This window comes from Nonomuraea sp. SBT364 (assembly GCF_001083785.1).
Classification (GTDB): Bacteria; Actinomycetota; Actinomycetes; order Streptosporangiales; family Streptosporangiaceae; genus Nonomuraea.
The window spans coordinates 1-12952 of record NZ_LAVL01000114.1 but is presented as its reverse complement, the minus strand read 5'-3'; the positions used below and the strand labels follow the sequence as shown (position 1 = coordinate 12952).

Annotated in this window: 17 protein-coding genes; 6 read left to right on the top strand and 11 right to left on the bottom strand. The window is 71.6% G+C overall.

All coding sequences use genetic code 11. From position 1 onward, the window contains the following. Positions 1-84: 84 nt before the first annotated feature. Both ADY59_RS34110 and ADY59_RS34105 read right to left on the bottom strand, forming a co-directional pair. Positions 85-912, bottom strand: a complete 828-nt coding sequence (locus tag ADY59_RS34110) for an oxidoreductase (RefSeq protein ID WP_049571165.1) — start codon at positions 910-912, stop codon at positions 85-87. Between the two features lie 97 nt (positions 913-1009). After that, on the bottom strand, positions 1010-1873 hold the full coding sequence (locus ADY59_RS34105; protein WP_049571162.1) for an NAD(P)-dependent oxidoreductase: 864 nt from the start codon (positions 1871-1873) through the stop codon (positions 1010-1012). Between ADY59_RS34105 and ADY59_RS34100 the strand changes: the two genes are divergently transcribed. Beyond that, the gene (locus ADY59_RS34100; protein WP_197093984.1) at positions 1872-2543 is read left to right on the top strand and encodes a CGNR zinc finger domain-containing protein; all 672 of its coding nucleotides are present in this window, start codon (positions 1872-1874) and stop codon (positions 2541-2543) included. The genes ADY59_RS34105 and ADY59_RS34100 overlap by 2 nt on opposite strands. Positions 2544-2657: 114 nt before the next feature. Here the strand turns inward: ADY59_RS34100 and ADY59_RS34095 are convergent, their stop codons facing one another. Then, positions 2658-2948: a hypothetical protein gene (locus tag ADY59_RS34095; protein WP_049571155.1), complete on the bottom strand. Its 291-nt coding sequence runs from the start codon at positions 2946-2948 to the stop codon at positions 2658-2660. Positions 2949-3032: 84 nt separating this feature from the next. On the opposite strand from ADY59_RS34095, the gene ADY59_RS34090 reads away from it, so the two are divergent. Together ADY59_RS34090 and ADY59_RS34085 are read left to right on the top strand one after the other, a co-directional pair. Then, positions 3033-3362 carry a hypothetical protein gene (locus tag ADY59_RS34090; protein ID WP_156325902.1) on the top strand — a complete coding sequence of 110 codons (330 nt, stop codon included), beginning with the start codon at positions 3033-3035 and terminating at the stop codon, positions 3360-3362. Between the two features lie 22 nt (positions 3363-3384). Beyond that, positions 3385-3984, top strand: a complete 600-nt coding sequence (locus ADY59_RS34085) for a TetR/AcrR family transcriptional regulator (protein ID WP_049571148.1) — start codon at positions 3385-3387, stop codon at positions 3982-3984. Between the two features lie 53 nt (positions 3985-4037). Here the strand turns inward: ADY59_RS34085 and ADY59_RS34080 are convergent, their stop codons facing one another. After that, a complete protein-coding gene (locus ADY59_RS34080) occupies positions 4038-6014 on the bottom strand; it encodes a glycosyl hydrolase family 18 protein (protein WP_049571146.1) in 1977 nt (658 codons plus the stop codon). A gap of 200 nt (positions 6015-6214) precedes the next feature. On the opposite strand from ADY59_RS34080, the gene ADY59_RS34075 reads away from it, so the two are divergent. After that, entirely contained in the window at positions 6215-6622 is a 408-nt protein-coding gene (locus ADY59_RS34075) for a cupin domain-containing protein (protein ID WP_049571143.1), read from the top strand. Between the two features lie 4 nt (positions 6623-6626). Here ADY59_RS34075 and ADY59_RS34070 read toward each other — a convergent pair whose 3' ends face one another. The 3 genes from ADY59_RS34070 to ADY59_RS34060 are packed head-to-tail and all read right to left on the bottom strand — an operon-like array spanning position 6627 to position 8711. Then, a complete protein-coding gene (locus ADY59_RS34070; RefSeq protein WP_049571141.1) occupies positions 6627-7280 on the bottom strand; it encodes a hypothetical protein in 654 nt (217 codons plus the stop codon). Positions 7281-7283: 3 nt separating this feature from the next. After that, positions 7284-7583, bottom strand: coding sequence for a hypothetical protein (locus ADY59_RS34065; protein ID WP_049571138.1), 300 nt, complete (start codon positions 7581-7583; stop codon positions 7284-7286). 33 nt (positions 7584-7616) lie between these two features. Then, on the bottom strand, positions 7617-8711 hold the full coding sequence (locus ADY59_RS34060; RefSeq protein WP_049571137.1) for a glycoside hydrolase family 19 protein: 1095 nt from the start codon (positions 8709-8711) through the stop codon (positions 7617-7619). A gap of 128 nt (positions 8712-8839) precedes the next feature. On the opposite strand from ADY59_RS34060, the gene ADY59_RS34055 reads away from it, so the two are divergent. Then, positions 8840-9202, top strand: a complete 363-nt coding sequence (locus ADY59_RS34055; RefSeq protein WP_049571134.1) for a cupin domain-containing protein — start codon at positions 8840-8842, stop codon at positions 9200-9202. 52 nt (positions 9203-9254) lie between these two features. On the opposite strand, the gene ADY59_RS34050 is transcribed toward ADY59_RS34055, so the two are convergent. Next, a complete protein-coding gene (locus tag ADY59_RS34050) occupies positions 9255-10046 on the bottom strand; it encodes an SAM-dependent methyltransferase (protein ID WP_049571130.1) in 792 nt (263 codons plus the stop codon). A gap of 84 nt (positions 10047-10130) precedes the next feature. Here ADY59_RS34050 and ADY59_RS34045 point away from each other — a divergent pair, with 84 nt between their 5' ends. Then, a complete protein-coding gene (locus ADY59_RS34045; protein WP_049571128.1) occupies positions 10131-10583 on the top strand; it encodes a hypothetical protein in 453 nt (150 codons plus the stop codon). Positions 10584-10587: 4 nt separating this feature from the next. On the opposite strand, the gene ADY59_RS34040 is transcribed toward ADY59_RS34045, so the two are convergent. The 3 genes from ADY59_RS34040 to ADY59_RS51795 all read right to left on the bottom strand — a co-directional run. Next, positions 10588-11277: a YqjF family protein gene (locus ADY59_RS34040; protein WP_049571125.1), complete on the bottom strand. Its 690-nt coding sequence runs from the start codon at positions 11275-11277 to the stop codon at positions 10588-10590. Positions 11278-11286: 9 nt separating this feature from the next. Further along, positions 11287-11913, bottom strand: a complete 627-nt coding sequence (locus ADY59_RS34035) for a polysaccharide deacetylase family protein (protein ID WP_082310612.1) — start codon at positions 11911-11913, stop codon at positions 11287-11289. A gap of 71 nt (positions 11914-11984) precedes the next feature. Then, a partial coding sequence (locus ADY59_RS51795; RefSeq protein ID WP_049571123.1) for a hypothetical protein occupies positions 11985-12952 on the bottom strand: 968 nt, incomplete at its 5' end.

The following is a 12952-nucleotide window of genomic DNA, read 5'->3' as shown; positions in this document are numbered from 1 at the left end:
ATACGCCCATCCGAAATCACCAACCGTAGCGGCCCCGGTGCGCACGGTGTCCTATGTGACGGGTCCGCGGGCGTGAAGGGGCGTTCAGAAGCCGGTCGAGAGGGCGACGGCTCGCCATTGGTCCATCTCGCGGCGGACGAAATCGAGCTTGGCCTCCACCCGTTCGATCGCGTCCGCGCCGAGTTGCAGGCGCAGCGGGGGCTCGCCGGCCTCCGTGATGTCCACGATCGCGGCGGCGGCCTTCGCCGGGTCGCCCGGCTGACGGCCGTTGTTGGCGGCCAGGGCCTTCCGGGTCGCGCCCGTACCGGCGTCATAGTCCGAGATGAACGCGGGCTCGACCTGAAGGCTCGTGTCATCGAGGAAATCTGTGCGGAAGCCGCCCGGCTCGACCAGGACGACCCGCACGCCGAGGGGTGCCAGCTCGCCGTGCAGCGCTTCGGAGATGCCCTCCAGGGCGAACTTCGACGCGCCGTACAGGCCCGTGCCCGCAAATGTGGCGAACCCGGCCACCGAACCGATGTTCAGGACGTACCCCGATCCCTGGGCGCGCAGCGTGGGCAGCGTCGCGCGCAGCGTGTTGAGCACGCCGAAGACGTTGACGTCGAACAGGTCGCGCGCCGCCTTGTCGGGCACCTCCTCGACCGCGCCCACCAGCCCGTACCCGGCGTTGTTGACCACGACGTCGATCCGGCCGAACTCGGCCAGTCCCGCATCGACCGCGGCCTGCAGTTGCTCCTGAGAAGTGACATCCGCGGTCACCGCCAGCAGTCCGGCGGGCTTCTCCGGGTAGGCCTTGAGCACCGCCTCCACCTTGCGGGCCGTGGCGATGACCTCATGTCCCCGCGACAGTGCTTCGCGCACGATCTCCGCGCCCAGACCCCGCGACGCTCCGGTGACGAACCAGACACTCATGATCTTTTCCCGTCCGTTCTGATTGGTTGCATCACGCAAGCTAGTGGCTAGAGTCGTCTCTAGGTCAAGCGGCGGACCAGCCGGGCGCCCACGGCGGTCACCGCGGCTGCTGTTCCGCGATGACCGCCCAGTCGTCTTCCCCGCGACCGTCGGCGATGGCCTGATCGAAGACAGTCCGCAGGAGTTCACCGATCGGGAGCGGAATGTCGTGGTCGTTCGCCGCGTCGAGCGCGAGGTGGAGGTCCTTGCGGCCCAGGACTGTGGTGAAGCCGGGCGGCCGGTAGCGCCGTTCGGCGATTGCCGGTCCGTAGCCGGTGTAGACGGCTCCCGGGAAGAGTGTCGAGGTCAGCAGATCGACGAACTGCCCCGGGTCGACACCGGCGCCTTCGGCGAGGCTGACGGCCTCGCCCAGCGACTGAATGGCGCAGGCGATCAGGTAGTTCCCCAGGATCTTCACGATGTTGGCCTGTTCCGGACGATCGCCCAGTCGCCAGGTCTGCGAGCCGATCACGTCGAAGAGCGGCTGCGCGCGGTCGATCAGCCCCTGCTCGCCCGCCGCGAGGATGTTGAGCGCCCCGGCTTCGGCGACCGCAACACGGCCGAAGACCGGTGCCGCGACGTACCCGACACCATGCTCGGCGTGTGCTGCGCCGGCCCGCCGAGCCAGGCCGGCGCTCACCGTCGCGAGGTTGACGTGAACAGTGCCGCCCGGGGCCTGGGCGAGAACGCCGGAGTCGATGAACGTCTCGGCGACGGCCCGGTCATCGGCCAGGGCCGAGAAGACCACCGGCGAGTGCATGGCCTCGGCGACCGAGGCGGCTCGCCGGGCGCCCGCCGCGACAAGCTCGCCCTCGGGCCCGCCGGAGCGGTTCCACACCACTACGTCGTGGCCTGCCCTCAGGAGGTTGCGTGCGATGGGCCGCCCCATCGCTCCGAGACCGATGACCGCGATGTCGCTCATGCGGAGAACCCTCTCTGTGAACCGTCTGAGGCGGTTCACGATGCCATGCGAGTACCATCATGTCGAACCGGCTGAGACGGTTCGTGGAGGTGTTGTCGTCACCGCGGAGGTGGGAATGACCGAGGACGTACGTCATGTGTTCCGCATGGACAACGAGGTCCTGGCGTTCCGGTTCACCGCCACCGTCAGCGATCGAGCCGGCACGGCGCCGCGAGAGCGGCTGACCGACCCCGCGCGGCTGAAGATGTGGCTGCGGGCGGCAGGGCTTGACGCCACGGACGTGTCGCCGGCCGATCTGCGGGACGCCGTCGAGCTGCGCGAGGTGATCTACCGAATCGGGTCGGCGATCGCCGCGCGCGAACAGCCCGATCCGAAGGACGTCCGCACTCTCAACACGGTCGCGGCCGCCGGGCACGCGAAGGCCGCGCTAGAACGCGATCTCGCGCGATGGCGCCTGACCGGGACGACGCCGGTCGCTGACGCCCTCGGGGTCCTGGCCACCGATGCCATCCACGTCCTCGGGGGTCCCGGCCGCGGCCGCGTCAAGAACTGCGAAGGCCCCGGATGCGCGGGGCTCTTCCTTGACACCAGCCGCGGCGCCAACCGCCGCTGGTGTTCCATGAACACCTGCGGCAACAGGGTCAAGAAGGCACGACTCGCCGAGAGCTGACTCGGCAACCGCGCTCGCCGTGCGTCGATGGCCGGTCCGGGATGCGGTCAGGCCTGCCGGCCAGGCCCGACCGGCAGCATGATCAACCCCCCGGAGGGCGTCCGGGGCCGGGCGCTAAGGCACGTCGAGCGTCTCCCGCCGCCGGGCTCCGATCACCTCGACGCCCGCCGTGCCGACGACGCCGTCCAGCGGCAGCGACACCGTGTAAGGCGCCAGCGCGGGCAGCCCGATGCCGGGCAGCGTGCCCTCGACCTCGATGCCCCAGTAGTCCGGCTGCCGGATGTAGACCAGCGGTGACAGCCGCACCGCCATGTTCGCGTACGGCTTGCTCCCGCTGACGACCAGGACGTACGTGCCGGGAACGCTCCCCGGGACGACCCTGGCCTCGTCGAAGTCGATCGCCACGGCGCGGCCTCCCTTGTGTCCGGTGCTGCGATCGTAGCCGCCGGGCGGATCACTTGGCGGACACTCCGACAAAAAGCGTCTAATATGTCAGCAATCGAGATCGTCCAGGAGGGCGCGATGTTGCCGACCGTCGTCATGAGTTTCTTCGCGGGGCTGTTCGCGGCCAACGCGACGCCGCATTTCGTCAAGGGCATCACCAAGGAGCACTTCCCCTCGGCCTTCGGCTCGGGGCCGCTGCCCAACCTGCTGGCCGGGTGGGCGTCGTACGTCATCGCGGCCCTGCTGGCCTGGGGGGCGGGCGTGGGGGAGCGGCCGGTCGCGGCCTTCGCCGCGGCGGCGCTCGGGGCGCTGGTCATCGGGGTCTTCCACGCGACCGCCGGCGCCTTCGGCAAGCGGCCGCCGGCCGGGGCCTGACGAGCCGTCATACAATGTCAGCATGTCAGAGGGTGCCGCGGCCAAGCAGGACCACATCGTCACGGCCGCCCTGGGCGTCTTCTGCAGACACGGCTACCGGCGCACGTCCATGGACCTCATCGCCCGCGCGGCGCGCATGTCGCGTCCCGCCGTCTACCAGTACTTCGGCGGCAAGGAGGAGATCTTCCGCGCCGCCGGCGAGAAGCTCGTCGCCGACATCGTGACCGGCGCGCGGGCGGTGTGGGGCAGCGGCGACTCCGTCGCCGACCGGCTCTACGGGATGCTGGCCATCAAGCTCGACCTCGTCGCCGGCAGCGTCGAGGCGCGGCTGCGGGCCGAGCTGCTCGCCGAGGCGCGCGAGGTCGCCGGGGATGTGGTGCTGGCCCTGGAGGAGGGCTGCACGGCAGTGGTGGAGGCGGCGCTGGAGGCGGCCTCGGACGAGCTCGACCTGGTCGGGCACGCCATCCCGGCCCACGACGCGGCCGCCGTCCTGGTCGCCTCGCTCGCGGGCATCGCCCAGCAGGAGGCGCCCCCGGAGGTCCTGCACACCCGGCTGCGCCAGCTCGTCGACCTGACGGTGCGCGGCCTGACATCGCGAACGCCCGCCCCGGCGATGCCGTAGGCGGGCGAGGACGATGCCCCGGGCGGGGCGTGACGCCCGCCCGGGGCGCCTGATCAGTTCAGGCCGTTCTTCATGGCGGTGATCAGCTCACCGTTGGTGGTGTCGCCGCTGAGCTCCCAGAAGAAGGCGCCGCCGAGGCCCTGGTTCTTCGAGTAGCCCATCTTGCCGCCGATCGTGGCCGGCGTGTCGTAGCTCCACCACTGGTTGCCGCAGTGTGCGTACGCGGTGCCCGCGACGGTCCCGGTGGAGGGGCAGCGGGTCTTGAGGACCTTGTAGTCCTCGATGCCCTGCTCGTACTGGCCCGGCGCGGGCCCGGTCGCCGTGCCGCCCGGCGCGGACTGGGTGACGCCGGTCCAGCCCCGGCCGTAGAAGCCGATGCCGAGCAGCAGCTTGCTCGCCGGGACGCCCTTGCTCTTGAGCTTCTGGATCGCCTGGTCGGAGTGGAAGCCGGAGATCGGGATGCCCGAGTAGGAGTTGAGCGGCGAGTGCGGGGCCGTGGGACCCTGCGCCGCCCAGGCGCCGAAGAAGTCGTACGTCATGACGTTGTACCAGTCGAGGTACTGCGCGGCGCCGCCGTAGTCGGCCGCGTCGATCTTGCCGCCGCTGGTGCCGTCGGCGGTGATGGCGGCGGTGACCAGGTTGCCGGAGCCGAAGCGGGTGCGCAGCGCCGACATCAGGTTCTTGAACGCCGCCGGCCCGCTGGTGTCACAGGTCAGGCCGCAGGCGTTCGGGTACTCCCAGTCGATGTCGATGCCGTCGAAGACGTCGGCCCAGCGCGGGTCCTCCACGAGGCGGTAGCAGGACTCGGCGAACGCGGCAGGGTTCTGCGCGGCCTGGCCGAAGCCGCCGGACCAGGTCCAGCCGCCGAAGGAGAACAGCACCTTGAGGTGCGGGTGCTTCTGCTTGAGCTTGCGCAGCTGGTTGAAGTTGCCGCGCAGCGCCCCGGCGTCCCACGTGTCGGCGACGCCGTCGACGCTCTCGCCGGCCTGGTAGAAGCGGTCGTAGTCGGCGTAGCTGTCGCCGATGGTGCACTGGCCGTTCTGCACGTTGCCGAACGCGTAGTTGATGTGGGTCAGCTTGGCGGCCGAGCCGCTGGTGTCGATGTTCTTGACGTGGTAGGCGCGCTGGTAGACGCCCCACTGGACGAAGTAGCCGAGGACCTTGTCCCCGCCGCCTCCGCCGCCCTGGCTGGTGCGTGCGGTGACGGCGGTGCTCGCGGCGGAGCGGTTGCCGGCGGCGTCGCGGGCGCGGACGGTGTAGGTGTAGGCGGTGTCGGCGCTCAGGCCGGTGTCGGTGTGGGTGGTGCCGGTGACGGTGCTGACCAGGGTGCTGCCCCGGTAGACCTCGTAGCCGGTGACGGCGACGTTGTCGGTGGAGGCGTTCCAGGCGAGGGAGACGCTGCTGGAGGTGACGCCGGTCGAACGGAGGTTGCCCGGCACGCTGGGCGCCTCGGTGTCGTCGCCTCCGCCGCCCTGGCTGGTGCGCGCGGTGACGGCGGTGCTCGCGGCGGAGCGGTTGCCGGCGGCGTCGCGGGCGCGGACGGTGTAGGTGTAGGCGGTGTCGGCGCTCAGGCCGGTGTCGGTGTGGGTGGTGCCGGTGACGGTGCTGACCAGGGTGCTGCCCCGGTAGACCTCGTAGCCGGTGACGGCGACGTTGTCGGTGGAGGCGTTCCAGGCGAGGGAGACGCTGCTGGAGGTGACGCCGGTCGAGCGGAGGTTGCCCGGCACCGACGGCGCGGTGGTGTCGTCACCGCCCCCGCCGTCCGTCACCTCCCACAACGCGGGGACGTTGGAAGGCTCCCAGCCGGGCTGGGAGGTGTGACTCTGCCGGCACTTGTACGAGGCGCCGTTGTAGGTGACGACCGTGCCGGCCGTGTACGCCGTCCACGGCGCCCAGGCGGCGAGCGCGGAGGCGGACGACGACCCGGTCGTCGCGCCGTACGCGCCCGCCGGGGCGGCGACCGCCGCGGTGAGCGGCAGGACTAACGCCGCCACTCCGGCCAGGACCTTGCTCAGGATGGTGTGTCTCATGATGCTCCGACATCCGGTTGTGGGAACTCTGGGGGGTGGGATGGGAGTACGCGCCAGTAAACTGTTAGGAAAGTTTCCTTATAGTTGTATAGGTGACGGTAACCCGGGATTTACGGCACCGTCAATACCGTCGTGTTGACAGAGATGGACAACCTGGTTCACTATTTAGACAACCACGTTTTCTGTCTGAGGAGCCCGCCATGCCTGTCATCCGTCACGCGGAAAGCCGCCGCACCGAGACGCCGAACGCCGTCATGACCACCCTCGCCTCGCCCGCCCAGGGCGGCGCGTCCCAGGTGGTGTGGCGGGTCGACATGACCGCGGGGCAGGCCGGACCGGTCCACGCCATCGACGCCGAGCAGGTGTGGACCGTGCTGGGCGGCGAGGCGACCGTCGAACTCGGCGACGACAGCGTGACCGTCGGCACGGGCGACACGATCGTCATCCCCGCCGACGTGACGCGCCGGATCACCTCCGGCACGCCGGACGGCCTGACCGCCATCGTCGTCGCCCCGGCCGGGATGCGCGCCTACGGCACCACCGCCCCCGTCGATCCGCACTGCGCGCTCCCCGACGCGGGCAAGCTCGTCCCCGCCTGGGTCGTCTGAACGGTCACCGCCGGGCCGCGGACCGCACCTCGGCGGCCGACTTCTCGCTGTGCGACACCCGTACCAGGGCCGCCGAGAGCCGGGCCAGCTTCGTGCCCGAGCCCGCGGCGAGGCCGGCCAGCGGGCGCTCGCGGCGCGGCAGGCCGACGGCGCGGGCGCCGTCCAGCACGCGGCCGTCCAGGTGCGGCGCGACCTGCGGCCACACGGCCTGAACCTCGCGCAGGAAGATGTCCGCCCCGGCCGGCCCGATGCCGGGGAACTCCTGGAGCAGCTCACCCAGCCGCCGCCCGTCGCCGCCGGCCTCCTCGCGGAGCCGGCGCAGGTCGCCCTTCCACCGGTCGAGCAGCAGCTCCGCGCCGTCGCCGAGCATCGTGGCGGTGCGCTCGTCGTAGCGGCGGTAGTGGCCGCGCCCCAGCGCGTCCACCCGCTGCTGCCAGCTGGCCCCGGCCATCGCCTTCGGCGTCCGGAAACCGGCCGCGAACAGCTCGCGCGCCGCCGCGACCGCGACCCCGGACGAGATCCGCGCGCTCAGCAGCGTGGCCAGCACGAGGAGCTGGTAGAGCGGCATCGGCCGGTCCGCCAGCCTGATGCCGGCCTCTTCGGCGTAGGTACGGCCATACCGGTCGAGCAGCGCCTCGACCACGTCCTGGGCACCCATGACTCACCCCTGATCCGACTCGTTCGACCAGCGGTTCGAGCGGCTCGCTCGGCCCGGATCGGCGAGCACCCGGTCGCCGAGCTCGTCCAGCGGCTCGTCCAGCCCCGTGACCACCGGATCCGGGCGCACCTGCCGGGCGACGAGCCGGGCCTCGCCCTCGTACGGCAGCGCGGCCGACAGCCAGTCGTGGCGGTAGACGACGACCGGCCGCGCCCGGTCCAGGGCGCCGGCCGCCGCCTCCACGAGCTGGGCCCGCCGCCTGAGCAGGTCCCGGACGGCGTCACGGTCGGCTGTCGTCACCATGAGGAAGCCGTACCCGCCAGGCGGCGAACATGCTCAGCAGCTCAGATTGCCTCCCGTCGTGGTGCCGAGGATCTGGGTGAAGCGCCGGTAGTTGTCGATGCGGCTCTGGACCTGGGCCGGGTTGCGGCCGTCGCACTCCAGGGCGCCGTTGATGCTGCGGATCGTCTGGCCGAAGCCGTGCCCGTTGACCATGGCGTTGTGCGGGGTCATCGTGCCGGGGCCGCTCTGCGTGTTCCAGTACCACAGCGCGGTCTTCCAGGCCACGGCCGCGTCGTTCTGCACCAGCCACGGGTTGCGCAGCAGGTCGAGGCCGAGCGCGTCACCGGCCGCCTTGTAGTTGTAGTTCCAGCTCAGCTGCATCGGGCCGCGCCCGTAGTAGGCCGCCTGGCCGGCCGGGCAGCCGTAGGGTTGCCCGGAGTCGCAGTAGTGCGGGTAGTTCGCGGTGTTCTGCTCGACGATGTGGACCAGGCCGCCGGTCTCGTGGCTGACGTTGGCGAGGAAGGCCGCCGCCTCCTGCTTGCGCACGGTGTCGCTGCCGGTCCCGGCGAACCCCGGGTACGCGCTGAGCGCGGCGGTCAGGCCGCTGTAGGTGTAGAAGGAGTTCCGGCTCGGGAACATCTGGTTGAACTGCGCCTGGCTGACGACGAACCCCGACGGGTTCGGCGGGTCGGTCGGGGGCGTGGTCCCGCCGCAGGTGTACGGCTCCCAGTACCAGGTCGAGATGACCGGGTCGTAGCCCGGGTTGTCGTGCTCGGCCCGGTAGTAGCGGCCGTCGGTGTAGCGGACGATCGAACCCGCAGCGTAGAAGGTACCCGCCGCCCAGTCCGGGTGGTCGCACGAGCCGGGCGGGGTGGTGCCGCCGTCGCAGGCGCCCTGGTCCGCCCATACCTGGGCGCTGCCGGGGGTCTCGTTCTGCGTCCACCACCTGGCCGACCAGTTGCGGCCGTTGTGGGAGGCGGTCATGCCGCCCGTGTAGACGGCGCCGGAGCTCCACGCGGCGGCACAGGCCGCGGCTGAGGCGCTGGACATCGGGAGCACGAATGCCAGCCCGCCCACGACGGCGGCGGCGGACGCGGTCGCGAGGACGCGTTTCACCTGATCACCTTCTCTTGCCGGGGGAAGAAACATATAGGAAAGTTTCTTAAGAGTTGGCCTGACACTAGCCTTGACACCACCCTCCGGCAAGGCCCAATTCCCGATCGCCTTGTGACACGCCGGGCCCGGTGGAAGACTGAAAGTGACGGAAGGGGGACGTCATGATCGAAGTCAAGAGCATCGACAAGCCGGACGAGCGGCGCGACTTCCCGATGGGCCACCTGGAGGTGTGCGAGCTGACCGGGCTGAGCTTCGGCGTGGCCACGTTCGAGCCGGGCTGGCGCTGGTCGGAGTCGGTCAAGCCGATCGCGGGCACGGAGCTGTGCGAGGTCCACCACAACGGGTTCGTCGCGCGGGGGCGGCTGCACATCCGGATGCAGGACGGCACCGAGTCCGAAGTGGGCCCCGGTGACGTGTTCGTCTGCCCGCCCGGGCACGACGCGTGGGTGGTCGGCGACGAGCAGGCGCTGATCTACGACTTCGCCGGCGGCGCCAGCGAGTACGCCAAGGCGAAGAACGGCTGACGGGCGGCGCCGTGCCGGGCGAGACCCGGCACGGCGTCCCGCGTGGCCCGCCTCACGCCTTGCGGCCCACCCCCGCGTAGTAGACCGCCTCGCGGTCGGCGTACAGCGTGTCGGGGTCCGGCCGCCACCGCGGCAGCGCGACCACACCCGGCTCCAGCAGCTCCAGGCCGTCGAAGAAGCTCGTCGCCTCCTCCAGCGTGCGCAGCGTCATCGTGGCGCCGCCGCTCTCGTTCCAGTGCCGCACCCCCTCTTCTAGCTGCCTGCCGACCAGGCCGTGCGAGATGGCCAGGTGGCTGCCCGGGGCCATCGGCTCCAGCAGCCGCCGGATGATCGAACGCGCCTCCCCGGTGTCCGGCAGGAAGTCCACCACGCCGAGGAGCATCAGGCCGATCGGCTGATCGAAGTCCAGCAGCTCCCGCGCCGCCTCGACGATCTTCTCCGGCTCGCGCAGGTCCGCGTCGATGAACGAGGTGTCACCCTCCGACTCGCCCTGGAGCAGCGCCCGCGCGTGCACCAGCACGACCGGGTCGTTGTCGACGTACACGACGCGGCAGGACGGGTCCACCGACTGCGCCACCTGGTGGGTGTTGTTCGCGGTGGGAATCCCGGTGCCGATGTCCAGGAACTGCCGGATGCCCGCCTCGCCCGCCATGTGACGCACGGCGCGGCCCAGGAACTCCCGGTTGGTACGGGCCAGCACCGGCAGTTCGGGCACCGCCTGGAGGATCTGCTCGCTGACGATCCGGTCGATCTCGTAATTGTCCTTGCCGCCCAGCCACAGGTCGTAGATCCGGGCGGGGCTGGGAACCTCGGTGTTGATGCGGCTGAACGCGTCTTCGCTCATCGGTCGCCTTCCCGGGCGAATGGGGCAGGATGTGCGATGAGCCTACTCGCAGAAGATCCACATGTACGTCGGGAAGGGAATCTGATGGGTCACAGAAACCCCGCGCTCGAACGGCTCGACGCGCTCCTCGGACGCTGGAACGTGCAGCCCCAGGTCGACGGCGTCGGCCCGGCGTGGAGCGAGTTCACCTGGGAGGAGGACGGCGCGTTCCTGCGCCAGTTCACCGACCGGGAGCCGGGGCCGGACACGGCCGGGGGGTGGGGGGCGCACGCGCCCTTCCCGACCGTCACGCTCATCGGCCTCGACGACGCGGGCGAGGAGTTCACGGTGCTGTACGCGGACGCCCGTGGCGTGTACCGGGTGTACCGGATGACCTTCGACGGCGCCCTCTGGCGGATGTGGCGGGACGCGCCCGGCTTCAACCAGCGCTTCACCGGGACTTTGTCCGGCGACCGGATCGACGCCCGCTGGGAGCTGTCAAAGGACGGCGCCGTCTGGGACCTCGACTTCGCGCTGACCTACACGCGCCTGCGCTGACAGCTCACCACCGCCACATGCCGATCCGCACCGCCACCCCGGGCGAGGCGTGCAGCACCGGATCGCCGTCCGGCGCGGGCAGCCCGCCCGCCTGGAGCAGGTCCTGGTCCAGGCCGAGCAGTTCGGCCCGGCGCAGCGGCCACGGCGGATGCTCGATCGGCGCCGACGCCGTCCGCCCCGCCACCACCGTGAAGAGCCGGAAGCGCGCTGTCAGGAATCGCGCCAGGTCGTCCTCCGGCAGCGGCGCGCCCCGCGCCACCTCCACGTCGCACCGCTCACCCCGTGGCCGGCGCCGGCACCGGTAACGCACCAGCCGGCCGTCGGATCGTACGGACATGTCGGACCAGTGGTAGGGCAGCCAGTAGCCGGCCCGGCCGCCGAGCGCGGCGGGCAGCCGGCCCGCGTCCAGCGAGAAGAACCAGATCCCGCGCCGCCCCCGCCCGTCGCGCACGTAGGTGCGCAGGTTCGTCTCGGGGAAACGTGACAGCCACGGCAGCGCGGGCAGGCCCGGCGGCCGCACCCCCTCCATGAGGAAGGGCGTCAGCCCGATCCAGGCCGTCCCGTCGAACGTCTCCACCTCCAGCGCATCCGGCACCAGCGGCCGGACGACCTCGACGGGGTAGCGCCAGTGCAGGAACGTGATGTCCGACCAGCGATGATGCATCACCGGCCAGGCCACGCGGGGCGACTCCATCCCCGGTTACTACCCGCCGAAAAGCTGATCAACGGTGACGAAGCGGTAGCCGCGCGCCGACAGGCACCGCAGCACGCGGGGGATCGCCCGGACGGTCTCCGCGTGGATGTCGTGGAACAGGACGACGCTCCCCGGGCGCACCTGCCGGATCGCCCTGCGGGCCACCACGGCGGTGTCGTGCAGCCGCCAGTCCTCGGTGTCGACGTCCCACAGCACCATCGGCCGTCTCGTCTGCGCGCGCACCGTCGCGTTCAGCGCTCCGTACGGCGGGCGGACGATCTTCGGCGTGACGCCGGTCGCCGCCCTGACCGCCCGGTCGGTGCGGGCCAGTTCGGCGCGGATCGCGGCGGGCGGGAGCGTCGTCAGATCCGGGTGGGACCAGGTGTGGCCGCCGATCTGGTGACCGGCCGCGACGATGCGCCGCGCCAGGCCCGGATCGGCGGCGACGTTGCGGCCGACGACGAAGAACGTGGCCCGCGCGTCATGAGCGGCCAGATGGCGCAGGAGCGTGGCGGTGTGCGGGCCGGGGCCGTCGTCGAAGGTGAGCGCCACGTGCTTCGGCCCGCCGCCGGAGCGCGCGGTCAGCACCGGCGCCACCAGGCCCGCCGGCGACGCCGCGGGCGGCTCGACCGCCATGGCCGCTCCGTTTCGAAAATTTCGGCTACAAGGGGAAACTTTCTGCAGCCTAGGTCGCCGGCGGCGCCGGGTCAACGCCTGGTCCAATGGACGGTCCAGGTGGTGCCGGCGGCGAACTCCGCCAGCGTGCGCACCGGCTCGCCCCTCAGGTCCACGGCCTGGACCCTGGACGCGGTGGCGGTGTAGACGGCCAGGTGGTCCGTCCCGTACCAGAACCAGATCACCCCGCCCTCCGGCAGCGGCAGGGTGGCCAGGCGGCGGCCGGTGACGGCGTCGAGGACGCACGCGGTGTTCCCGGCGCCGGGGCACAGGGTGGCGAGACGGCCGTCCCCGGAGAACATCGGCACGGTGCCCACCGGCTGGCGGACCTGGTCCAGCGTGCGCAGGACGGCGCCGCCGGGGGAGTGGACGGTGACCTCGCCGGTGCCCGAGGCGCGGGCCAGGCTGTCGCCGGACGCCCACACGTAGTCCTCCTTGCCGGGGGCCGGGGCGCTGACGACGGAGGCGGTACGGGCGCGCGGGTCCACGACGGCGAAGCCCGTGGTGCGGTCCCCCTGCCTGGGATCCCAGACGGTGACCAGCAGGCGGGAGCCGTCCGGCGACCAGGACGGGCGGCGCAGGGCCAGCGGCGGCTCGACCACGTCCACCCAGAACTCGCCGGTCAGGTCGCGCGCGGTGAACCGGACCCCGCCCGCGTTCTCGACGGCCAGATCGGGCGACTCGTGCACGTACGCGACCGACCCGCCGTCAGGGGAGACCATGGGCAGCATCCGTACGGTGACCGGCCGGAACGCGTCGCCGCCGGCGCTCCGCAGGCCGCCCGTGAAGGCCAGGCCCTCGCTCAGGTCCGTGGACCCGCGCAGGAACGAGGTCATCCGCAGCGGGTCCGTCGGGTGCTCGTGCAGCGTCGCGCCCAGCTCCGGCACCCTGACGGCGCGGGTCTCCACGGCCAGCGGCCCCTCCACGGCGACGGGGTCCTCCCGGGTGACGGCATACACCAGCGTGGCCGCCGCCACCACCAACGCCGCCACCACCGCCC